The sequence below is a fragment of the Nocardiopsis sp. M1B1 genome, from assembly GCF_052466615.1.
In genome coordinates this window covers 4,541,355-4,563,250 of record NZ_CP196194.1, presented here as the reverse complement: position 1 = coordinate 4,563,250, position 21,896 = coordinate 4,541,355, and the positions used below count along the sequence as shown (strand labels likewise).

The window sequence follows — 21,896 nt, the reverse complement described above, 5'->3', positions numbered from 1 at the left end:
GGTTCCGGCCGCGGCCCCGACGAGGGGAACCCGCCGCGTAACCTGATCGTTGCCTGCCATGTCCGTCCCCTTATGGAAGTTTCACCAGAGCCGGGTATGTCGGTAACTGGTTGTGTACGCCCGGGGACCACATGAAAAGGGATAGCTTTGTGGTGGGCGGGTTGCCGACGGGACCGTTGAGGCTGCGTCATCCTCGGGCGAAGGTCCCCGCACCGCCCCGTCACGACGTTCTTGGGGGGTCAACGCTGTGGTCGAGCGACCGAGGATAGGGTCCCGGCTCTTCCGTCCGATGATCGATTACGTTCTCGCGCCCACTCAGGAGGGTGAGCTGCGCAGACGGGCGCTGTTCTGGCTCCCCGCGCCGCTGCCCGTGCTGGGCGTGGTCTACCCGCTGGTCGGCGGCGAACTGGCCGCCGCGGGGTGGACGATACTGCTGGCCGCCAGCGTGGGCGTCGGAACGATGCTGCTCGCGCTGGTCGTGCAGCCCACGCCCCTTCCCGAGGGGCTGGTGCCGCAGGTCTCCGCGCGCCGCTCGCTGCACCGCTTCCGCCAGTTCACCGGTCTGCGCATCACGCTGGCCCTGGTGCCGGTGGTGATCGGCGCGGCCGCGTCGGTGATCGGCGGGGGCCTGTACCCGTTGTTCGCCGCGTTGGCGCTGGCCTGGCCGCAGCTGCTGCTGGCCCTGCCCACCTTCTTCACCATCACCAAGGCGCGCCGGGCCATGGAGGCGTGGGGCACCACCGCCTACCTGTGGCACGCGCTGTCGCGCCCGGCGAAGGTGACCTGGCCGGTCATCACCCCCGCGGTGCGCGGCTGGCGCGCCTGGCGGGCCGAGAACGCCCGGCAGGACCGGCGCAAGTCGGAGGAGGAGAAGGCCTGGAAGGAGGCCGTGCGCGAGGAGAGCGAGCAGGTGGGCGACACCGCCGCCGACCCGGCCGCCACGGAGCGCACCCGGCCCATCCGGCCGGTGGACCAGGAGGCCACCGACGTGCTCCCGCACCTGGAGTCCGGCCGTTCGAAGGCGTCCCCGGCCGCCGACGAGGAGAAGCCGACCGAGGTCCTGCCGCACCTGGGCGCCGCGTCGGGGGACGGGGAACTCGGCAGAGAGGTCCGGCCGACCCGGGCGATGCCCCACCTGGACGGGGACGCCGAGGCCGGGGACGACGCGGAGGAGGGCGCCGGGGCGGAGGCCGCCCCCGCCCGCACGCCCCGCGGCACGGTGAACCGGGCCCGGCACATCCTGGAGCAGGGCAGCGGCGCCCTCGGGCTCTCGGTGCGCAAGCCGCGGCGCGGCGCCCAGTCCAGCCGGCGCCCCACGCCCAACAAGCCCTGACCTGACAAGCCCCGCCCCGTCCGGGGGCGCCGTCGGCCGGTCCCGGCCCGCGGCGCCCCCGGCGGCGTTTGGCTCCCGCTGCGCGGGCGGGGGCCGCGCGCCGGTGCGGGGACCGTCAGAGGTCCGCGGTCATGCGGACGTCGGGCAGCGCGTCGCCCCCGCCCCGGGCGCAGTGGTACCAGGAGGCCCGGGCCCCGCGCCCGGCGAAGTCCACCTGGCCCAGGGTGTTGCCGAAGTAGGGGGCCGACCCCAGGTCCCAGCTCAGATCGGGCTCGGGGACCCCCGCCAGCCGCGTCAGCAGCCACCCGATCGCCCGCAGCGGGCGGCTCACCGACAGTCGGACCATGCGGCGCATGCTCGTCGGGGCCTGGTTGCACAGCGGGGAGGAGACCAGCTGGGTCACCCGGCTCGCGCCGCCCCCGCGGTGGCGGGCGCGCGCCAGGTAGGAGAAGTGCACGTCCCCGCCCAGGAACAGCACGGTGGCCGGTGCCGGGCCGCGTTCGCCCCGCGCGAGCTCGCCCACGGCGTCGGACAGGCGGCGGAAGGAGTACTGGAAGGCCGCCCAGTGCTCCAGGTCGATGTCCTGGCGCAGCCGTTCGGCGGGCCCCGTCAGCCACCGCCCCCAGGCGCCCGCGCACACCGCCTCGTTCCAGGCCTCCAGCCGGTGCACGGCCGGGGGCAGCAGCACCGGGACGGTCGAGGCGACCACGACGTGGTCCGGCCCGCCGGTCAGGTGCCCGTCCAGCCAGTCGTGGCCCTGGGGCCCCAGGATCGACCTGGACCCGTCGGAGGGGTCGCCCTCGCCCAGGGCGCGGGAGCAGCGGGTGTCGGCCATCACGAGCCGGACCCCGCCGAAGTCGTGGTGGTGCCCCCACTGGTAGCTCGACGGCTCGCTGTGGGCCTGCCAGGCGAAGGCGTCGACCAGATCCTCGGCGTCGCCGTCGGCGTCGAGCACCCGCTTCCACAGCCGGTCGCGGTCCCTCTCCTGCTCGGAGAGGTTGCCCAGGTGCTGGTACACCCAGTAGGAGCCAAGGCCGCTGGTGATGCGCCTGCGCCACCAGGGCCGCCGGTCCATGGCGCGCCGCCAGGCGGCGGAGGTGTTCCAGTCGTCGCGGACGTCGTGGTCGTCGAAGACCATCAGGGTCGGCACGGTGGACAGCAGCCAACGTACCTGCGGGTCGCTCCAGGCCTGCCGGTACAGCTCGGCGTACTCGTCGTAGTACACGACCTCGTCGTCGGGGTCGTCGCGGGCGCCCCCGCGGGCGCCCCCGCGGGCGCGCCGCTCGCGCAGGAACGCGAGCATCGACTCCTGCACCTCGTCGGCGTAGACCTGGTCGCCGATGAGCAGCAGCGCCAGGTTGCCCTCGACCGGTTCGCGGGCCAGCCGCCGGGCCGTGGCGCGCAGCATGTCGGGGCCGTAGCGGACCACGCCCTCGGGTGAGTCGTGGGTGGGCGTGTGGCAGGACCCGTACAGCAGCCGCGTGGGCGCCTCCGGGTCCACGGTGTGCACCGTGCTGGGCGGGAAGGGGCTGTCCGGCTCCGGCCAGACCCGGTCCTCGTCCAGGAAGACCTCGTAGGGCAGGCGGGCGCCCGGGGCCAGCCCCGCCACCGTGCAGACGGCGTAGTGGTGGCCGTGCACGGTGAAGGTCCGCGCGGTCGCCTCGGCGGCGCCGTCGACCACGACGCGCACCGCGCAGGGGGCGTCCGTCTCCACCCACACCGTGGAGGTGGTCTCCCCCGGGTGCCTGAGCAGGGGCCCCAGAAGTAAAGAAGCAGTCACCGTTTCGCCTCCTTTCGACCAGGTTCGCACATGTGGGGGACGAGTATGGCCCCTCGCGGGGCCGAGCGCCATCCACAGCCGGGACCCGGATGGTTGCACGAGCGCCGCGCCTGCGCGAAGGTGGCGCTATGAGGACACAGATCCTGGAGCTGCACACCGGTGGATCGGAGAGCATCACCGACATCACCCGCCAGTGCGGCGACTTCGTCGCCGGGGCCGGAGGGGACGGACTGCTCAACGTCTTCGTCCCGCACGCCACGGCGGGTGTGGCGATCATCGAGCTCGGGGCGGGGTCCGACGACGACCTCCTCGCCTCCCTGGCCGACCTGCTGCCCGCCGACGACCGGTGGCGGCACAAGCACGGCTCGCGGGGTCACGGCAGGTCGCACGTGATGCCCGCCTTCGTCGCACCCCAGACCACCGTCCCCGTCGTCGGCGGCAGACTCGAACTGGGCACGTGGCAGTCCATCGCCGTGGTGGACCTCAACGTGGACAACCCCGACCGGCGGGTGCGCCTGTCCTACCTCTCGTCCTGACGGGCAAGGTTTGGCAGCGCGTTGACGGAACATGCCGCTAGCGTGTGAACTAGGCCATCAGCGATGGTCAGCGGACCCACGTGCCGGGCGCGCAAACAGCCCGGCGTCGTTGTGACAACTGCTTCGTGCAGGCAAGATTGATAAAAACCATCTGTGGAGGAGAACTTTCGTGAGCGCGACCGCGGGCCAGGCACAGAGCGAACGCGGCTTGGCTGACCGACTCGGATTCAAGCCGGGTCAGGTGGTGCAGGAATTCGGCTTCGACGACGACGTCGACGAGAACCTGCGCGCATCCATCACCGAACTCACCGGTGAGGAGCTGGTCGACGAGGACTACGACGGCGACGTCGACGCGGCACTGCTGTGGTGGCGGTCCGACGAGGAGGAGGACCTCACCGACGCGCTGATGGACACCGTGACCACCATCGCCGACGGCGGAACCATCCTGGTGCTCACACCCAAGGCGGGCCGTGACCTGCACGTGTCGCCCAACGAGGTCGCCGAGGCCGCGACGACGTCGGGCCTCTCCCAGACCAGCGCGGTCAGCATCGGCGCGGACTGGTCGGGTACGCGTCTGGTCGTTCCCAAGCGGTGACGGACACCACCCGCCGAGGGTGAGGCATCCGGTGCCGCGCGTCCCAGAGGCGGGCGCGCGGCGCTGAGGAGTGCCCGCCGACGAAAGGGATCCATGACCGCCCCCGTGGGCGCCCCCGCGCCCGACTTCACCCTCCAGGACCAGTACGGCCAGGACACCTCCCCGGTGCCGGGCCACCCCGTCCTGCTGGTCTTCTACCCGCTGGCCTTCTCCGGCGTGTGCTCGGGAGAGCTCGCCGAGCTGAGCGCGCGCCACCCCGAGTTCGCCGACCTCGGCGCCGAGGTCATGGCGGTGTCGGTGGACTCCGTCTTCGCCCTGCGCACCTGGTCCGACCGGGAGGGCTTCCCGTTCCCCCTGCTGTCGGACTTCTGGCCGCACGGCGGCGTGGCCCAGTCCTACGGGGTGTTCGACCCCCGGCGGGGCACCGCACGGCGGGGGACCTTCCTGATCGACGCCGGGGGAGTCGTGCGCTGGTCCACCCTCACGGGGTTCTCCGAGCCGCGCGACGTGGACGAGTACCTGCGGCAGCTGCGCGAGCTGGTCTGAGACCCGGACGCGGTGATTGCGGCGAAGCGGTATGATCTCGTCCGACGCACGGGCGCGTAGCTCAGTTGGTTAGAGCAATTGCCTTACAAGCAATAGGTCAGGGGTTCGAGTCCCTTCGCGCCCACGGACTCAGGACGACCCTGCTCGGCGGCCTTCGGCCGCCTCGCCGGGTCGTCCTTCGTGTTTACCGGGGGGAGACCCCGAACCCCCCGAGGTACCCCTCTGTGGCCGGGGCCGCTCAGAAATCGATGCCGCGGTCACCGCCGCTGTCCGGTGAGTTATCGCTCAGACCCGGTGTACTACCGGTTTTCTGCGAGCGCGTTCCGGGCGGGCCGATTCCGCTCCGGGCGATGCGCGCGGCTCTGGAGGTGCTGGATGAGAGCTGTCCGCTCTGGGCGATACGTGCGGCTCTGGAGGTGCTGGATGAGAGCTGTCCGCTCTGAGCGATGCGCATGGCTCTGGACGTCCGACCGGTCCTGGCCGGTCCCGGAGTCACAGTCGTCTCCTGGAGTTGCTCCTGGAGCGCCTCGCCGATTGTCCTCTGCGGTCCGGATGCCGTGGGCTCCGCGACCACGGTCCCACTGCGCCGCAGGCCCTGTTGATCCTGCTCCGCGTAGTCGACGGTCATCTTGACCATGTCGTCGACCGGTTCGGTCCGCACCGCGGGATCCGTGCTGCGCATGTAGGCGACGGTGGAGTCGAAGCGCGCGGTCTCTTGGGGGGTGGGGATTCTGTTGCGCTCCTTGACGATCGCCTCTCGGGCACCGAGGTCGTTCCGCATGGACCCGTCCGGCGTGCGATGGTTCTCGTAGAGGACCTCGCCGTTGCGGTCGGTCACGTAGATGTGGTCGACCCTGCCCGTGGATTCCAGGTAGTGCGCGACGTGTGGGTTGTTCGCGTAGGCCATATCGTGGAGGCGGGGGTCGACCCACCTCCCGTACTCCCTCGTGGGGTCGTCTCGGTCCCTCTGATAGCGGTGGGCGATACCGAGCATGCTGTTCGACTCGTGGGTCGCGATGAACACCACGGTCGTCTCATATCCCCGACTGCGGAACCCGTCGATCCAGTAGTCGGCATACTCTTGCCTCCCGAAGGGATGGCTGGCGACCACGTCGTACTTGGGGCCGCCCATGTCACCGCGAAGGTGGCCGATCAGCTCCTCGTGGAGGTCGGCGGGTAGTTTCTGCTCCACGACGGACTGGCCCTGGAGGCCGTTGTCCCGCATGATCTCCGCGTACCGCGGATGGATCTTGGCGTTGTCGTCGCTGTCGTAGGTCGCGGCCGACGTCCCGAGGGCGTAGGCCACCCTTTCCTGGGTCGTCGTTTTACCTGCGGCCTGTTGGCCTGCGATGATGATGAACTGCGGTTTCTCGCCGTCCGAACGAACGGGAACGTCGTCGGGAACCAGAGAGCGGATGCGCCTGTTCTTGTTCTGCTCAATCTGGGCGGCATCCCGGGGGTCGCTGGTTTGGCTCACGAGTCTCTCCGCTTGTCCTTTTCACGAAGCCGACGAATGAGATCCGGATACTCGGCGACGATCGGCTTTGCCACCTCTACTTCCATCCACTTCATGGACTTCAGTAGATCCGCATGCCGGTTGCTCTCGTTGTCGAATTTTTCTTTTTGCTGGGAATCAACCTCCTTGAAGGCCAGGTTCGAGTACAGATACATTGCCATCTCAATATAGGATTTCGCCTTCTCTTTCAGGTCCAGATACTCCGTCAGGTCCATGCCCTCGGGTGGGAAGGGGTGGGACTTTCGAGGAGTCTTACCACGCTTATCACTTTTTTTCTCATGGTTCATGGAATCATCTCCTCAGACGTTGAATGGCGTGATGATAACATCTGTGTCCGAGCGGCCCGGGTCCCCTTGTGACTGTTCGGATTTCTCGGACGAGTCGACCGTTGCACCTGCTTGGCGGCTTGCCGGACTGGAACGAGGAGCGGATGATTTCCTCCGGTCGGCCCCTGCCCTCCTGTGGGCAGTTCGCCGTGCTGCTCGTGCGGTTGCTGTCGAACCGGCCCGAGCCGAAGAGGGGATCGCCGAGCTGTGACTCCAGCTCGCCCGGACCGCACTCGCGCTCGAACACCTGATCCCGAGCACGTAGTGGAACACGGATCACCGGTGTGCGGCGTCCGCGGGGGACACCCGGCGCCGCTGGGCCCACGCGGAGGCCGGCACGACGGCCACGGACCATCCGCCGGCGGCCGGGGCCCGACCGGAGCCGTCGGGGCGGTCCGGGCGCCGGTCGGAGAAGGCCTTACAGCCCTGCGGTGTGGCCGGTGGGGTGCCCCAACCGGTTGCATACTTCGAGGGACTCGATCCCATTTTTTTCGCCGCTGTCAGTAAACCCGCAGTTCACAGGCCTGCAATGCTGTCGCAACACCTGTCCCTCTTGCAAGCGTTTGCATTAACCCTCTTGACATGGAAAGCGCTTTCTCTAATGTGAGTTGGGACACCCCAGTACTCATCCCTACTGGAAAGGCAAGCGGTGAGAAGAACAACCACGCGTCGACTCCTGTCGACGTTGGCCGCCTCGGCGGTGGTGGCGGCCGGTCTGGCCATGCCGATGTCCTCGGCGGCCGCGCAGACCGGTAGCGCCACGGGTTACGCGACCCAGAACGGCGGGACCACCGGCGGCGCGGGCGGGCAGACGGTGCGGGCCACGACCGGAACCCAAATCCACGAGGCCCTGTGCAACCGGGCCAGCGCCAGCACCCCGATCGTCATCGAGGTCCAGGGGTCCATCAACCACGGCAACACCTCCAAGGTGTCGGGCGACAGCTGCGACACCGCCGACGACGTGATCGAGCTCAAGAACATCAGCAACGTCACGATCGTCGGCACCGGCAGCGGAGCCGTGTTCGACCAGCTGGGCATCCACATCCGTGAGTCCAGCAACATCATCATCCAGAACGTGACCGTCCGGAACGTCAAGAAGTCCGGTTCGCCCACGTCCAACGGCGGCGACGCCATCGGCATGGAGAGCGGCGTCCGCAACGTCTGGGTGGACCACGTCACCCTGGAGGCGTCGGGCGGTGAGTCGGAGGGCTACGACGGCCTCTTCGACATGAAGAACAACACCCAGTACGTCACCCTCTCCTACAGCATCCTGCGCAACTCCGGTCGCGGCGGCCTGGTCGGGTCCAGTGAGAGCGACCGCTCGAACGGCTACGTCACGTACCACCACAACCGGTTCGAGAACCTGGACTCGCGCGCGCCCCTGCTGCGCGGCGGCATAGGCCACATGTACAACAACCACTACACGCAGCTGCACGAGTCCGGCATCAACTCCCGGGCCGGCGCCAGAGCGAAGGTGGAGAACAACTACTTCGAGGACTCCAAGGACGTCCTGGGCACCTTCTACACCGACGAGAGGGGCACCTGGGAGGTCGGCGGCAACATCTTCGACAACGTGACCTGGTCCAGCCAGGGCGACGAGAACTACCCCGCCGGGCCCAACCCCGAGTCCACCACGTCGGTGAGCATCCCCTACTCCTACGAGCTCGACGACGCCGGGTGCGTGCCGGGGATGCTGGGCCAGATCGCGGGCGCGAACAAGGGCAACCAGGTCTCGGACGGCAACTGCGAGGCGGAGAACCCGCCGGACCCGGACCCCACTGACCCGCCGGACCCCGACCCGACCGACCCGCCGGACCCCGACCCGACCGACCCCCCGGACCCGGACCCGACCGACCCGCCGGAGGGGACCAACCTCAGCGCCGGGGCCGGAGCCGACGGTTCGGGCAAGGCCAGCGGCACCAGCTACGGCAACGTCGTCGACGGCGACATGGGCACCTACTGGTCGCCGAGCGGCTCGACCGGCCGCGTCTCGGTCAAGTGGGGCGCCGACACCACGGTGTCCACGGTCAACATCCGCGAGGCGGCCGGGGCCGAGGGCAACATCGGCTCCTGGCGCGTCGTCGACCACGACACCGGTGACGTCCTGGCCACCGGGAGCGGAGCGGGCGTCATCAGCTTCGACCCGACGACGCTGCGCAAGATCAACTTCGAGATCACCAGCTCGAACGGCACGCCGCGCGTCGCCGAGTTCGAGACCTACGCCGGCTAACAGCCCACCGTGACCGATCCGGCCCGGAGCACCTGAGCCGACCGGACACCGGCCGGTCCGCCCGATTCGTTCGGACGGACCGGCCGTTCCGGCGTCGACGCCGGGGCCGAGCCGTGGGTGCCGCCTCGGCGGTACTAGCCGCCCAGGTTCCGGAACCGCCGCACCGCCAGCGGGACGAAGACCAGCATGATCACGGTCGGCCAGGCGAGCGCACCGCCGATCGCGTGCCCGTCGATCCAGTAGCTCGCCCCGCCCGCGCCCGCGCCGGGGGTCGCGAAGAGCTCGCGGATCGCGTTCGCCGTCGAGGACACCGGGTTCCACGCCGCGACGGCCCCGAGCCAGCCCGGCATCATCTCCGGTGGGGCGAAGACCGAGGAGATGAAACCGAGCGGGAAGGCGACGGCGAAGAGGGAGCCCGCCACCTCGGTGTTCCTGATCACCAGGCCCAGGTAGACGCCCACGAAGATCAGGGCGAGCCGCAGCCACAGCAGCAGTGCGAAGGCGGACAGCGTCTCGACCGGGCTCCCGCCCGCGCGCCAGCCGATGACCAGTGCCAGCCCCGCGATGACCGCGAGGTCGATCGCCGCCTGGATGATGTCGGCGACCCCTCGGCCGGTCACCACGGCCGACGGGGACATGGGCATGGACCGGAAACGGTCCATGAACCCCTTCTCCTTGTTCAGGGTCACGGAGAACGCCGTGTTCATGAACCCGAAGGCCATGATCATCGCGAACATGCCGGGCATGGCGTAGTCGACGTACCCCTCGCCCGCGCCCTGTCCGGTGACGTCCATGGCCGAGCCGAAGACGTAGACGAACATGAGCACCATCACCACCGGCATGCCGAGCTGCCAAGCGAACGTGGAGGGTTGGCGTGCCAGGTGGGTGAACTCCTGCACGACGATCGTCCAGCAGTCCTTGACGGCCCACAGGAGCCGGGAGACGGGGCCCGAGGGCAGGACCCGGGAGGCCGTGGGGGAAGGGTGCGTCCGGTCGGGGTCGCTCATCGGGCGGTCTCCTCGGCGAGCCGTGCGGTCAGGTGGAGGAAGGCCTCGTCCAGGGTGGGCCGACGCAGCCCTATGTCCGCGATCTCCAGACCCCGTCGGCGGACCTCGGCGGCGACCTCGGTCAGCGCGCGGACGCCGTCGGCCACGGGGACGCTGATGCTTCCCCCGGTGAGCGCCACGTCGACGCCGACCACCCGGCCGACGACCTCGGCGACCCGGGGCAGCGCGTCGGGGTTCGCGACGGCGACCTCCAGTCGCTCGTCACCGATCCGCCGTTTCAGTCCGGCCGGGGTGTCGTCGACGAAGTTCCTGCCCTCGTCGATGACGCTGATCCGGTCGCAGAGCTGGTCGGCCTCGTCGAGGTAGTGGGTGGTCAGCAGCACCGTGGTGCCCTGTTCGGAGAGTCCGCGCACCGCGTGCCAGACCTCGCGTCGCCCCGCCGGGTCCAGACCGGTGGTCGGCTCGTCCAGGAAGAGCACGTCCGGGGCGAGGATCATGCCGGCGGCGAGGTCCAGTCTGCGACGCATCCCGCCGGAGAAGGTCCCGGGCGAGTTCTTAGCGGCGTCCGCCAGCCCGAAGAGGTCCAGCAGTTCGTCGGCGCGGCGGCGGGCCGCCGCCTTGTCCAGTCGGAAGAGCCGTCCGAAGGTGGTGAGGTTCTGCCGGGCGCTGAGGAGGTCGTCGACGGCTGTCCGCTGCCCGACCAGGCCGATGCTCGCGCGGACCTCCCGCGGCTGGGTGCGCACGTCGTAACCGGCGACCGCCGCCTTCCCCGCGTCGCCTCTGGTGAGCGTGGCGAGGACGCGCACCGCCGTCGTCTTCCCCGCGCCGTTGGGACCGAGCAGACCGTGGACCGAACCGCGCGGCACCGTGAGGTCCACTCCGTCGAGGGCCAGTCTCTTTCCGTACCGCTTGGTCAGACCACTGGTCAGGACCGCTGGTTCCGATGACCTCACGGGGGGCCTCCCGGTATCTGAGTACGTTGTACGCAGCACGGTAGCGTACGCTGTCCGCAGTACACAACCGCCTCCGTGCCGAGGGAGAGGGCATGACCGAGGAGAACCCGCTCGCCCGGAGCCAACAACTGCTCTGGGAGGGCCTTCCCGAGTCCCGGAAGGGCCCCAGACCCACCCTGTCCCTGGAGCGGATCGTGAACGCCGGCATCGCCATCGCCGATGCCGAGGGCATCGAGGCCCTGTCCATGCGCAAACTGGCCGCTGCGCTCGGGATGGGCACGATGTCCCTGTACCGCTACGTTCCGAACAAGTCCGAGCTGCTCAACCTCATGCTCGATCACGTCAGCGGCACCCAGCTCGGCCGCCTCACCCCGGGCGGCGGCTGGCGGGACACACTCGCCACCGCCGCGTGGCGGGGCCGGGAGCTGTACCTGAGGCACCGGTGGCTTCTCCAGGTCAACTGGAGTCGGCCGGTGCTGGGCCCCAACAGTGTCGCGGAGATGGAGGAGACCATGTCCGGCCTGACGGACCTGCCCTTCAGCGACCGGGAGAAGTTCATGGTGATCTCCGCGCTGGACTCCTACGTCACCGGTTCGGCGCGCCAGAGGATCCTGTACGAGAACGCCACGGCCGAGAGCGGCATGACGGACGAGGAGTTCTGGGGCAACCAGTTCTCGGTACTGGTCAAGGCCATGGAGTCCGGCGGCTTCCCCACCATGGCGGCCATGGACGACGACGCCTTCGACGCGGACTGGGAGGAGACCTTCGCCCTGGGGCTGAGGTCGATGCTGGACGGAATCGATCGGGAGGTGGCGCGCCGGGCCGCTCGCTGAGCGGGCACCGGCACGGGGCGGAGAGGGGACGGGGGCTCCGGACGGCTGCCTTCGCGGACTGCCGACCGGACAACCGGCCGGTCCGCCCGATTCGTTCGGACGGACCGGCCGTCGCGTGCCGAGGGGTGCGTCTTCGCCCGACGGGTGCATCTTCGCCCGGCGGAGGCGGCGAACCCGCTGACGCGGGGCCCGTGCGTGTGCGACCGTGGCCGACGGGCCGGACTCCACGCGGCACGGGCGCACCGGCCCGTCCGGCCGCCCGGAGGGGAGCGCACATGCGCGTGTACTACGACACCGAGTTCGTCGAACGGGGACCGGACCACCCCCTGGTCCTGGTCAGCATCGGCATGGTGGCCGAGGACGGCCGCGAGCTGTACGCGGTCAGCTCCGAGTTCGACCAGGACCTCGTGCGCTCGCACCCGTGGCTGTCCGAGCACGTCTGGCCGCAGCTGCCCCTGCGCGGCGGGCCGGAGGGCGCCGTCCTGGACACCGGCCACCCGCACGTGCGCACCCGCGGGGAGATCGCGCGCATGGTGCACGAGTTCCTGCGCGACACCCCCGAACCGCAGCTGTGGGCGTGGTACGGCTCGTACGACCACGTTCTGCTGTGCCAGCTGTGGGGAACGCCCCGGGAGATGCCGCGCGAGGTGCCCTTCCTCACCCACGACCTCAAACAGGAGGCGGTCCGGCTGGGCGACCCGAGGCTTCCGCCCCAGAGGTCGGGGCTGCACCACGCCCTCGCCGACGCCCGGCACCTGATGCGGCGCGCGCGGTGGCTGCGGGAGCACTTCTGACCCTCGCCCCTGTCGTCGAGGGCCCTCCCGGCTCCGGTCGGCGCGGGCCCGGTCTCCGGTGGCCGGTGGCCGTCCGAGCCTCTGGGGCGGCCCGCGCCCGTGTCCGGATACGCGGGGCATCGGAATTTCCCGGGTATCCGGGTACTCCGAGCATCCCACCGTAGGATGGGTGGACGCCGAAGCGAGGGGAAGCACGATGGTCCGGCTCACCAGGGCGCAGCGCCAGGCCCGCAACCGGGCGCGCGTGCTGTCCGCGGCCGGGGACGAGTTCGCCGAGCACGGTTTCCGCGACGCCAAGGTCGACCGTATCGCCGAACGGGTCGACCTCACCCGGGGCGCGGTCTACTCCAACTTCCCCGGCAAGCGCGCCCTGTACCTGTCGGTGCTGGCCGACGCCGCCGAGCGCTCCGCCGACGCCGCCCGTCCCGAACCCGGGCACACCGCCCGCGCGGCGCTGGGCGCGCTCGCCCGCGCCTGGGCCTCCCGGCTCCCCACCACCGGCGAGCCCCCGCTGACCGGGACCGCGCTTCCGCCCGAGGTCCTCTCCGACGAGCCGGTCCGGAGCGCCTTCGCCCAGCTCATGCGGTTGAACGCGCTTCTGCTCGGCCTGTCCCTGGAGGCGTTGGCGCCCCCGTCCGACCCCGGCGGGCGCCGGGTACGCGTGGCCGGGACCGTGCTCACCACCCTGTACGGGACCGGCCAGCTGGTCGGGGTCGCGCCCGGCTTCGCGGACCCCTTCGCGGTGGTGCGCGCCTGCGAGCGCCTGGCCGACCTGGACCTGGAGGACGCCTGGCCCCCGCCTCATCTGGAGCACGTGCGCCGGGCGGTGCCCGTCGACGAGGAGTGGTCGCCGCCGCAGGCCTTCGACGCGGTCCGCAGGCGCGCCGTGTCCCTGGCCGGGGACGGGATCGTGGCGGTCCTGGGCACGCGCCGCCTCGAAGCGGCGGAGGAGGCACTGCGCTCCGCGCCCGCGGGCTCCCCGGTGACCGCCGTGGTGGTCACCGGGGACCCCGACGAGCTGACCCCGCTCGCGCGGTTGGCCGTGGCGGACCTGTGCGGTTGCCTGCGCCAGGCCTTCCCCGAGCGGGCCTGGCCGCGCCTGCGCGTGGTGTTCGACCCCTCCGGTGAGATCGCCGCGGCCGCGGGCGTGCCCGTGGTCGGCGACGCCACCGAGAGCGCCGTCCGCGTCGTCGGCGGACGGATCACCGCCCGCTCCGACGCCCGCGGCGCGGGCCACGCCGTCTCCGCGTTCCTCGGCGAGCGGGCGGGCCACCGGTAGACGTCCCCCGGGCAGGGGGCCGGTCGGCCCTCCCCGGGAGGCGGTCCGCGAACCGGGAGGCCCGCCTCGCGATCTCGTCACCGAAGGCCTGTCCGGCGGTCCCGACCTGTCCTGCGGACCTTGTCGGTCCGGTGACGCCGCTCCCCCCGGGGAGCCGCGGCAGCTGACCGGTTCAGGAGGGCTCCGTCCCCGGCCCCTCCTCCGTGCCCGGTTCCGCTGCCGGGGGCCGACCGCCCAGGGCGCGCAGCACCCGCGCCCCCTCCGGCCCCGTGCCCGAGGCGCGGGCACGCGCCGCCTCGGCCGAGCCGAACCCCGCCACCGCCCAGGCCGCGACCTCCCCGCGGGGCACGCCCGCGTCCCACCACGCGCACATGAGGGCCAGCGCGTCGCGGCCCTCCCCGGCCAGCGCCGCGCCCTCCCGGGGGGAGAACCCGATCGCCCGGTACACCCGGGCCTGTGCGGGGTCCACCCCCGCGCGGGCCCACGGCACGGCTTCGGCGCCGTCCCAGCCCGTGTCCAGGTAGGCGCGCGCGGTCGCCGCGGGCACCCCCGCCGACAGCAGGGCGTCCAGGGTCTGGGCCTGCCCCTCGCTCAGGTCCAGCCCGGGGGCCCGCCGCACCGGCAACAGGGCCCGCAGCAGCCGACGGGGCCGGGGGCGCTCGCCCGCCAGGTGCCGTTCGGCCGCCTCGGCGGGGGAGTAGCCCAGTTCGTGCCAGCGCACGGCGTCCCCCGGGGTCATCCCCGCGCGGAGCATGGGCCGGACCGTGTACGGGGTCATCCCGGCCGCGCGCCACTCCAGGGCGGGGCCGGGCCGGTACACGCCGCTGCCGCGCCAGCGCTCGGCGGAGTCCAGCACGAACCCGGCGTCGATCCAGCGGCGGGCGTCCGCCACGGTGAAACCGCGCGCGGTCCACAGGTGCAGGTCCTCGGGGCCGGGTTCGTGGTCGTCGAACGCGACGTTCATGGTCTCCTCCGTCCGTCGGGGCCCTCGGCGGGGCCCGGGTTCGTGGGTGGCGCCGTGCCGTGGGCACCGGCGCCCGTCCGTCCGTGCCGGGGGTCGGCGGGCAGGGGCACCACGTGCGCCCAGTCCGGCGGTGGCGGCGGCGCGGCCGGGCCGCCGACCAGGCCGACCGCCACCGGTACCGCCGGAGGCCGGTCCGGCCAGGGCGTGTGCCCGTCGGTGAGCACCAGCAGCAGGTCCGGGCGGGGGCGAGTCGCCACCGCCGCCGCGATTCCCTCGCGCAGGTCGGTGCCCCCGCCCCCGACCAGTCGGATCTCTTCGGCCCGGCGCACCGTCTGCACGGGGTGGGCGCGCAGGTCGCAGCAGACCACCCGCAGCCGTCGGCCGGGCCCGCAGACCCGGGCGAGCACGGCGGCGGTCTCGGCCAGGAACACCTCCAGCACCGGGTCAGGGACGCTGCCGGAGGTGTCCACCACCACGGCCACCTCCGGCGCCGGGGCGACCATGGACGGCAGTACCGCCGTCCCGCCGTGAACCCGGGGACCGGGACGGCGCGAGGGGCGCCGGTAGGAGAAGTCCGTCCGGCCCGCGGCCCGGTGCGCGCCCCGCCGCACGACCGCGCCCAGCCGGGCCCGCCAGTCCACCGACGGGCGCAGCCGCTCCCGCGCCCACCGCAGCCACCCGCCCGGAACCCCGGTCCGCGCGGCGGCCCGCGCGGTGATCTCCCCGGCCAGCGCCAGCTCCAGCAGGTCCCGCTCCAGGGGGTCCAGGCCGCCGGAGGCCCCCGCCGGCGCCGACGGCCCCCGCGTCCCGTGGACGGCGCCGCCGCAGTCCACCGGGTCGGCGACGCTCCGCCCGCCCCGGGAGTGGGCCTCCTCCAGCACCTCGATCAGCGACACGTACTCCTCGGCCATCCGCCCCTCCGGCAGGCCCAGCGCGCGCGGCGAGAGCACCCCGTCCGGGACGGGCAGCCCCTCGGCCTCCAGGTCGTCGTTGACCTCGGCGTCCGCGGCCCGGTTCCACAGGCGCGCGTCCCGGTCGCGGTCCCCGCCCCCGCCGGAAGCCGGAGCGGAGCCCCGCCCCGGCCCGGCCCTCCCCGCAGCGCCCTCCGAGTCCGGGGAGCGTTCCGAGCCCGGTGAGCGCTCGGCGTGGCGGCGGACCAGGTGTCCGATCCCGTGCAGCAGCCACCAGCCCAGCTCCTCCACCGGGGTCGCGGCCACCGTGCCGGGGTCCAGATGCACGTTCCACCGGGTATCGGCGGGCAGGGCCCGAAAGTCCGGGTCCGCCACCGTCTCGCCGCCCGCCCCGTCCAGACGCGGCTCCAGGACCACCGGGGTGAGCGCGAACAGCGCGTGCGCCAGGTACGGGGCGCGGGCCGCCGCCCACAGCCGCGCCGACGCGAACCGGTCCAGGGTCGGGTCCCGCCGATCCCGCGCGCTCACGGCAGCATCCCCGCCGAACGCAGGGCCGGGGCCAGGTCGAGCAGGGCCCGGGGCGTGGCCGCCCCCTCCGGCCGCCCGGCCGCCAGGGTGCGCGCGGCGGTCGCCGCCACGTCCGGGACGGTCCGCGCCACCCGGGCCACGACCTCCCAGGACCGTTCCCAGACCTCGGTGCCCCCGTCGGCGACCACGTGCGCGGCCAGCGCGCCGAGCAGGGCGTACAGCCGGTCCGCCCGGTCGGGCAGCGCGGCGGAGGGGTCGACGAGCAGTTCCTCGGGGGAGGGCAGGTCCAGGGTGCGCAGCCACGACAGCGCCTCGAAGCCCGCGGCCTCGCCCACCGCCCCGGCCACCAGGGCGGCCACGGCCTCCTGCGTGCCGGGGTTGGCCCGCCCCGCCGCGAGGGCCACCGCCGCCATCTCCCAGCTGCGCGGGCTCGGCCAGCCGCGCCCGGAGCGCTCGGGGGAGTCGGGGACCGACAGCACGAGTTCGGGGCGCACCCGCAGGAACGCGCCCACGGTCGCCCGGGCGGCGGCCACCCGCGCGGGGCCGGGCGGCTCGGGTCGGTGCGGCCCGGAGGCGAAGCCGTGGACGAACCCCTCGGCCACGTCGGCGGCGCCGACCTCCCAGTCCAGGTGGACGAGCCGGTTGGCCAGGGGCGCGGACAGCTCCCAGCCGTCGGCGGCCAGCCCGGGCGGGTTGGCCGCGGCGACCACGCGCACCCCCTCGGGCAGGGCGAGGTCCCCCACGGCGCGTTCAAGCACCACGCGCAGCATGGCCGCCTGGACCGCCGGAGGCGCGGTGGTCAGCTCGTCGAGGAAGAGCAGGCCCGAGCCCCGCGCGGTCAGGCGCTCGGCCCAGCGCGGGGGAGCGAACCAGGTGCCGTCGTCGCGGACGACGGGCAGCCCGGAGAAGTCGCTGGGCTCGCGGATGGAGCCCACCACCACCTCCACGGGCAGCTCCAGCGCGCGGCCCAGCTCCGTCACCGCGGAGGTCTTGCCGGTCCCCGGTGCGCCCCACAGCAGGACGGGCAGGTCGGCGCGGACGGCGAGGGCGAGCGCCGTGCGGACGGCGGAGTGGGACGTCATCTGGTCCTCCCGGGGTGTGCGGGCGGGGTGCGGCGGCGTGTGGCGCGCGTCCCCGCTGACGGCGAAGGTGTGCTCCCTCCATGAGTCAACGTAGGTTGACCCATGGAAAAAGTCAATCGAAGTTGACGATCGGGTGGTGGGGCGGGGCGGAGGGTCGCGGCCCGTCCCCCGGCTGCGGGTGCGGAGCGGTCCTGCTTTGCGGCCCGTCCCGGCAGGGGTTACCGTGAGAATCCGGATGTTGAGATCATCTGGCTTCGGGGGGCGACCCCGCCGAACCGCCCGGGCGCTGCCCGCGTGAGGAGAACGTTTCTAGTGACACGCACCGGTGCCAGTGGGCCCCTGCTCAAGTGCTCGTTCTGCGGCAAGGACCAGGGCCAGGTCCGCCGCCTCATCGCCGGGCCCGGCCACATCTGTATCTGTGACGAGTGCGTCGGCCTGTGCAACGAGATCATGGAAGAGGAGGAGGGCGTCCTCCCCTCGGAGGCCGACTGGGACTCTCTGCCCAAGCCTCGGGAGATCTACGAGTTCCTGGACTCGTATGTGATCGGTCAGGAGCAGGCCAAGAAGGCGTTGTCGGTGGCGGTGTACAACCACTACAAGCGGGTGCGCTCGGAGGGGGATCGTCCGGGCGAGGAGGATGTGGAGATCGCCAAGTCCAACATCTTGCTGTTGGGGCCGACGGGGTCGGGCAAGACGTTGTTGGCGCAGACGTTGGCGCGGATTCTGAACGTGCCGTTCGCGATCGCGGACGCGACGGCGCTGACGGAGGCGGGGTATGTGGGCGAGGATGTGGAGAACATCCTGCTCAAGTTGATCCAGGCGGCTGACTATGACGTGAAGAAGGCCGAGACGGGGATCATCTACATCGACGAGGTCGACAAGGTCGCGCGTAAGAGTGAGAATCCCTCGATCACTCGGGATGTGTCGGGTGAGGGGGTGCAGCAGGCGTTGTTGAAGATCTTGGAGGGGACGACGGCGAGTGTGCCTCCGCAGGGTGGGCGGAAGCATCCGCATCAGGAGTTCATTCAGATCGATACGACGAATGTGTTGTTCATCTGTGGTGGTGCGTTCGCGGGGTTGGAGAAGTTGATCGAGTCGCGGACGGGTCAGCAGGGGATGGGGTTCAACGCGGTGTTGCGTCCCAAGGGTGAGCTGGGTGGTTCGGCGTTGTTCGGTGAGGTGATGCCGGAGGATCTGTTGAAGTTCGGGATGATTCCGGAGTTCGTGGGTCGGTTGCCGGTGATCACGAGTGTGCATGATCTGGATCGTGAGGCGTTGATCCGGATTTTGACGGAGCCGCGGAATGCGTTGGTGAAGCAGTATCAGCGGTTGTTCGAGTTGGATGGTGTGGAGTTGGAGTTCACGCCGGATGCTTTGAACGCGATTGCTGAGCAGGGGATTATTCGGGGTACGGGTGCGCGTGGGTTGCGGGCGATTATCGAGGAGGTGTTGTTGTCGGTGATGTATGAGGTGCCCAGTCGTGAGGATGTGGGTCAGGTGATCATTACGCGGGAGACCGTGATCGACAACGTCAACCCCACCATCGTCCCCCGCATCCGCTCCGACCGGGACGGCGAGCGCCGCGACCGCTCGGCCTGACCCCGGGTAAAGACCGGCCCCGCCGCGGGACACGCGGCCCGCCGCAACCCCCGCGTCCGAGCCCGCGGTGTGAGACTGCTGGGGGAGGTGGGCACATGGACGACACGACCGTCCCGGCCGCCGAGGCCGCGCAGCTGTTCGAGGAACTGGTCAGGTCCGTGCACGGGTGCGACCCGATCGAGGTCCTCGAAGCAGCGGGCCGCTACGGCGGGCGGATCGGACTCAGCGGCATCTCCGTGCACCTGGTCGACCTGCAACAGCGCCTCCTCGTCCCGCTGCTCGGCGGCCCCACGCTCAAGATCGACTCCAGCGTGGCCGGGGAGGCCTACCGCTCCGAGACGCTGCGGCTGGTCGAGAGCGGCGACGGCGAGCTGAGCCTGTGGCTGCCCCTGCGCGACGGCGCCGACCGCATGGGGGTCGTGCACATCAGCGCTCCCGTGCTCGACGAGTCCACCCTGCGCCGCTGCCACGCGCTCGCCTCGCTGCTGGCCCTGGTCGTCACCTCCAAACGCGCCTACAGCGACACCTACGTCCGCCACACCCGCACCCAGTCGATGGACCTGCGCACCGAGATGCTGCGGGCCTTCCTGCCGCCCCGCACCCTGGGCACCTCGCGGGGCGTGTCCACCGCCGTCCTCGAACCCGCCTACCAGCTGGGCGGCGACGCCTTCGACCACTCGATCACCAAGGACACCCTGCACGCCGCCATCCTCGACGCGATGGGGCACGACCTGGCCTCCGGGCTGACCGCGTCCGTGGCCATGGCCGGGATCCGCAACGCCCGGCGCAACGGCGCCGACCTCGCCGAACTCACCGACAGCGTGGAGGGCGCGCTCACCTCCTGGCTCCCCGACCGCTTCTGCACCGCCGTCTTCACCTCCCTGGACCTGTCCACCGGGGAGTTCGCCTGGGTCAACTGCGCCCACCCCGCGCCCCTGCTCCTGCGGCGCGGAGTCCTGCTGGACGACGCCCTGGAGCGGACCCCCGAGGTGCCGCTCGGGCTCGGCGCCGTACTCGGCGTGGCCGAGCCGCGCGCCGTGCACCGGGTCCGGCTCGAACCCGGCGACCGGATCCTGCTCTACACCGACGGGGTGACCGAGGCGCACGACAGCCAGGGGCGGATGTTCGGCCTCGAACGGTTCGCCGACTTCATCATCCGCGCCACCGCCGCCGACGAACCCGCCCCGGAGACGCTGCGGCGCTTGGTCCACGCCATCCACGACCACCAGCGCGGCAGCTTCACCGACGACGCCACCATCATGCTGCTGGAGTGGCACCCCGACGGCGGGGCGATGCCCCGGGTCGAGGGCTGCTGAACAGCGCCGCCTCACCACAGCGCCGCCTCACCACAGCGCCGCCTCACCACAGCGCCGCCTCACCACAGCGCCGCCTCACCACAGCGCCGCCTCACCACAGCGCCGCCTCACCACATGGCCAGAACCCGGCTGGGTCCTCCGGAGGCGTCCAGGCCGGGCATGACCCCCACGCTGATCAGCGCCCCGCTCGGCGGCAGCTGCTCCAGCCCGGTCAGCGACTCCAGCCCCCAGCGGTCGGCTCTGCCCACCACCTCGTGCGCGGGGAAGTCGGTGGACTCGCCCGGGTCGGTGCTCAGCGTGTCCACGCCCACCCCGGCCACCCCGCGCCGCTCGATCAGGAACTCGCAGGCCTCGGGGCCGAACCCCGGGAAGTGCCAGGAGCCGTCCGCGGCCACCCCGCGCACCGCCTCGTCGCCCCGCGCCCACCGGGCGCTCCACCCCGAGTGCATCAGCACCGCCGCCCCCGCCGGAATCCGCCCGTGCGCGCGCTCGAAGGCCAGCACGTCGTCCACCGTCACCGTGGTGTCGGGGTCCTCGGCCGCCCGGGCGCGGATGTCGATCACCGCCGCCGGGGCGAGGAGTTCGTCCGGCCGGATGTCGGGGACCAGCCGCCCGCCGCCGATCACGTGCCCCGGCGCGTCCAGGTGCGTGCCCGAGTGCTCGGTCAGGGTCCACTGCTGCAGGTAGAAGCCGAACTCGCCCTCGGGCACCGGGTCGCCCAGACTCTCGCGCCGGGGCTTGTCCTCCCCCCACGAGGGCATCGTCGGCGAGAGCACGTGGCTGAGGTCGGCCACCCTGCGAAAGCCCGTGGGCCACGGGCGCGGGCGGCCCGGCGAACCGGGTGGTCCGGCGGCTCCCGGCCCGGCCTCGCCGCTCCGCGAGCGGACGGTTTCACCGGTTCCGTGCAGGCACATGGGCTCTCCCTCGTCGTGTGCGTCGCTTCCCGTATGCCCGGCCGACGGCGCCCGCCAACCTGTCCCCGACCCCCTGTGGACGATCCCGCGCCGCGGCCGCGGTCCGCGCCGGGCGCGGAGCCGCCCGTCCACAGCCGTGCGACCGCCGGTGTCGGCCGCCCCCGCGCCGGGTACCGCCGATACCGGGTCCCCGCCACGCCTCCCGGCCGCCGGGATCCGGTCTCCCCGCCCTCTATCTCTCCTTCTCGAGAGTGTCATCGGCTTCAGCCGGTGGGTGAAATCGTCCCGACACGCATTGTCACACCCTCGCGCTAGGGTCGGCCGGACCAGCCAAGGGAGGTGACACATCAAGCGCGAACGCGGCCACAAAGCCCGCCTCTACCTCGACAAGGACCAACTCCCCGAGTTGGAGGCCCAGGCCCACGCCGCCCGCGCCCTGTGGAACCTCCTCCACTCCTGGTGGACCATGGCCTCCGAGAACCGGCGGGTGTCCCTGGCCGACGCCGACACCGCGATTCGTCAGGCCCGCAAGGACATCCCTGGCTGGCCGACCTGCCCGCGCAAGCAGCACAGCAGGTGCTGAAGAGCTACTTCCGGGCGTGGCAGAACTGCTGGGCGGGCCGGGCCGGACCACCCAGGTTCAAGGCCCGGCTGCGCACCCGGATGTGCGTCGACGTCCCCCAGAGCCGAGACCTGAACATCGAACGCCTCACCCGCACCTGGGGGGCCGTGAGGATCCCCAAGGTCGGCGTGGTCCGGTTCCGGTGGACCAAGGACCTGCCCGTGGGCAAACACGCTGACGCCGCCCACCGCATCACCGGTGCCCGGCTGGTGCGGGAGGCCAACGGCTGGCA

20 protein-coding genes and 1 tRNA gene are annotated in these 21,896 nt (G+C 71.9%); 12 read left to right on the top strand and 9 right to left on the bottom strand.

What is annotated here, in order from left to right; all coding sequences use genetic code 11:
- The first annotated feature begins 289 nt into the window (after positions 1–289).
- On the top strand, positions 290–1,333 hold the full coding sequence (locus ACSTA4_RS19805) for a hypothetical protein (RefSeq protein ID WP_444960566.1): 1,044 nt from the start codon (positions 290–292) through the stop codon (positions 1,331–1,333).
- A gap of 115 nt (positions 1,334–1,448) precedes the next feature.
- Here ACSTA4_RS19805 and ACSTA4_RS19800 read toward each other — a convergent pair whose 3' ends face one another.
- Positions 1,449–3,113 carry an alkaline phosphatase D family protein gene (locus ACSTA4_RS19800; protein WP_444960565.1) on the bottom strand — a complete coding sequence of 555 codons (1,665 nt, stop codon included), beginning with the start codon at positions 3,111–3,113 and terminating at the stop codon, positions 1,449–1,451.
- A gap of 128 nt (positions 3,114–3,241) precedes the next feature.
- Between ACSTA4_RS19800 and ACSTA4_RS19795 the strand changes: the two genes are divergently transcribed.
- The 4 genes from ACSTA4_RS19795 to ACSTA4_RS19780 all read left to right on the top strand — a co-directional run bounded on the left by ACSTA4_RS19795 (position 3,242) and on the right by ACSTA4_RS19780 (position 4,914).
- Entirely contained in the window at positions 3,242–3,649 is a 408-nt protein-coding gene (locus ACSTA4_RS19795; protein ID WP_212643656.1) for a secondary thiamine-phosphate synthase enzyme YjbQ, read from the top strand.
- Between the two features lie 169 nt (positions 3,650–3,818).
- Entirely contained in the window at positions 3,819–4,244 is a 426-nt protein-coding gene (locus ACSTA4_RS19790; protein ID WP_013153961.1) for a DUF3052 domain-containing protein, read from the top strand.
- A gap of 93 nt (positions 4,245–4,337) precedes the next feature.
- Positions 4,338–4,790, top strand: coding sequence for a peroxiredoxin (locus ACSTA4_RS19785; protein ID WP_444960564.1), 453 nt, complete (start codon positions 4,338–4,340; stop codon positions 4,788–4,790).
- A gap of 50 nt (positions 4,791–4,840) precedes the next feature.
- Positions 4,841–4,914: transfer RNA gene (locus tag ACSTA4_RS19780), tRNA-Val, on the top strand.
- A 114-nt stretch (positions 4,915–5,028) separates the two neighbouring features.
- Here the strand turns inward: ACSTA4_RS19780 and ACSTA4_RS19775 are convergent.
- Positions 5,029–6,267: a zeta toxin family protein gene (locus ACSTA4_RS19775; RefSeq protein WP_444960563.1), complete on the bottom strand. Its 1,239-nt coding sequence runs from the start codon at positions 6,265–6,267 to the stop codon at positions 5,029–5,031.
- Entirely contained in the window at positions 6,264–6,593 is a 330-nt protein-coding gene (locus ACSTA4_RS19770; protein ID WP_444960562.1) for a hypothetical protein, read from the bottom strand. The genes ACSTA4_RS19775 and ACSTA4_RS19770 overlap by 4 nt, the downstream gene beginning before the upstream one ends.
- 688 nt (positions 6,594–7,281) lie before the next feature.
- On the opposite strand from ACSTA4_RS19770, the gene ACSTA4_RS19765 reads away from it, so the two are divergent.
- On the top strand, positions 7,282–8,862 hold the full coding sequence (locus tag ACSTA4_RS19765) for a pectate lyase family protein (protein ID WP_444960561.1): 1,581 nt from the start codon (positions 7,282–7,284) through the stop codon (positions 8,860–8,862).
- Between the two features lie 134 nt (positions 8,863–8,996).
- Here ACSTA4_RS19765 and ACSTA4_RS19760 read toward each other — a convergent pair whose 3' ends face one another.
- A complete protein-coding gene (locus tag ACSTA4_RS19760; protein WP_444960560.1) occupies positions 8,997–9,869 on the bottom strand; it encodes an ABC transporter permease in 873 nt (290 codons plus the stop codon).
- Complete coding sequence (locus ACSTA4_RS19755; RefSeq protein ID WP_444960559.1) at positions 9,866–10,822, bottom strand: ATP-binding cassette domain-containing protein; 957 nt, start codon at positions 10,820–10,822, stop codon at positions 9,866–9,868. Before ACSTA4_RS19755 ends, ACSTA4_RS19760 begins: the two co-directional genes overlap by 4 nt.
- Before the next feature lie 92 nt (positions 10,823–10,914).
- Between ACSTA4_RS19755 and ACSTA4_RS19750 the strand changes: the two genes are divergently transcribed.
- The 3 genes from ACSTA4_RS19750 to ACSTA4_RS19740 all read left to right on the top strand — a co-directional run bounded on the left by ACSTA4_RS19750 (position 10,915) and on the right by ACSTA4_RS19740 (position 13,728).
- Positions 10,915–11,655, top strand: coding sequence for a TetR/AcrR family transcriptional regulator (locus ACSTA4_RS19750; protein WP_444960558.1), 741 nt, complete (start codon positions 10,915–10,917; stop codon positions 11,653–11,655).
- A 275-nt stretch (positions 11,656–11,930) separates the two neighbouring features.
- Positions 11,931–12,449: a hypothetical protein gene (locus ACSTA4_RS19745; RefSeq protein ID WP_444960557.1), complete on the top strand. Its 519-nt coding sequence runs from the start codon at positions 11,931–11,933 to the stop codon at positions 12,447–12,449.
- 196 nt (positions 12,450–12,645) lie between these two features.
- Positions 12,646–13,728, top strand: a complete 1,083-nt coding sequence (locus ACSTA4_RS19740) for a TetR/AcrR family transcriptional regulator (protein ID WP_444964218.1) — start codon at positions 12,646–12,648, stop codon at positions 13,726–13,728.
- A gap of 172 nt (positions 13,729–13,900) precedes the next feature.
- Here ACSTA4_RS19740 and ACSTA4_RS19735 read toward each other — a convergent pair whose 3' ends face one another.
- Genes ACSTA4_RS19735 through ACSTA4_RS19725 form a run of 3 tightly spaced genes read right to left on the bottom strand, consistent with a single transcriptional unit; the run spans position 13,901 to position 17,213 of the window.
- Complete coding sequence (locus ACSTA4_RS19735) at positions 13,901–14,692, bottom strand: hypothetical protein (RefSeq protein ID WP_444960556.1); 792 nt, start codon at positions 14,690–14,692, stop codon at positions 13,901–13,903.
- Positions 14,689–16,131 (bottom strand): vWA domain-containing protein, encoded by a 1,443-nt coding sequence (locus tag ACSTA4_RS19730; protein ID WP_444960555.1) that lies wholly within the window; start codon positions 16,129–16,131, stop codon positions 14,689–14,691. The genes ACSTA4_RS19735 and ACSTA4_RS19730 overlap by 4 nt, the downstream gene beginning before the upstream one ends.
- On the bottom strand, positions 16,128–17,213 hold the full coding sequence (locus tag ACSTA4_RS19725; protein WP_444960554.1) for an AAA family ATPase: 1,086 nt from the start codon (positions 17,211–17,213) through the stop codon (positions 16,128–16,130). The genes ACSTA4_RS19730 and ACSTA4_RS19725 overlap by 4 nt, the downstream gene beginning before the upstream one ends.
- 312 nt (positions 17,214–17,525) lie before the next feature.
- On the opposite strand from ACSTA4_RS19725, the gene clpX reads away from it, so the two are divergent.
- On the top strand, positions 17,526–18,812 hold the full coding sequence (gene clpX, locus ACSTA4_RS19720) for an ATP-dependent Clp protease ATP-binding subunit ClpX (RefSeq protein ID WP_013153952.1): 1,287 nt from the start codon (positions 17,526–17,528) through the stop codon (positions 18,810–18,812).
- Positions 18,813–18,907: 95 nt separating this feature from the next.
- Positions 18,908–20,128: a PP2C family protein-serine/threonine phosphatase gene (locus tag ACSTA4_RS19715; protein ID WP_444960553.1), complete on the top strand. Its 1,221-nt coding sequence runs from the start codon at positions 18,908–18,910 to the stop codon at positions 20,126–20,128.
- A gap of 107 nt (positions 20,129–20,235) precedes the next feature.
- Here ACSTA4_RS19715 and ACSTA4_RS19710 read toward each other — a convergent pair whose 3' ends face one another.
- A complete protein-coding gene (locus tag ACSTA4_RS19710) occupies positions 20,236–21,042 on the bottom strand; it encodes a cyclase family protein (protein WP_444960552.1) in 807 nt (268 codons plus the stop codon).
- 406 nt (positions 21,043–21,448) lie between these two features.
- Here ACSTA4_RS19710 and ACSTA4_RS19705 point away from each other — a divergent pair, with 406 nt between their 5' ends.
- Positions 21,449–21,625, top strand: a complete 177-nt coding sequence (locus ACSTA4_RS19705) for a hypothetical protein (protein ID WP_444960551.1) — start codon at positions 21,449–21,451, stop codon at positions 21,623–21,625.
- Positions 21,626–21,896 lie beyond the last annotated feature (271 nt).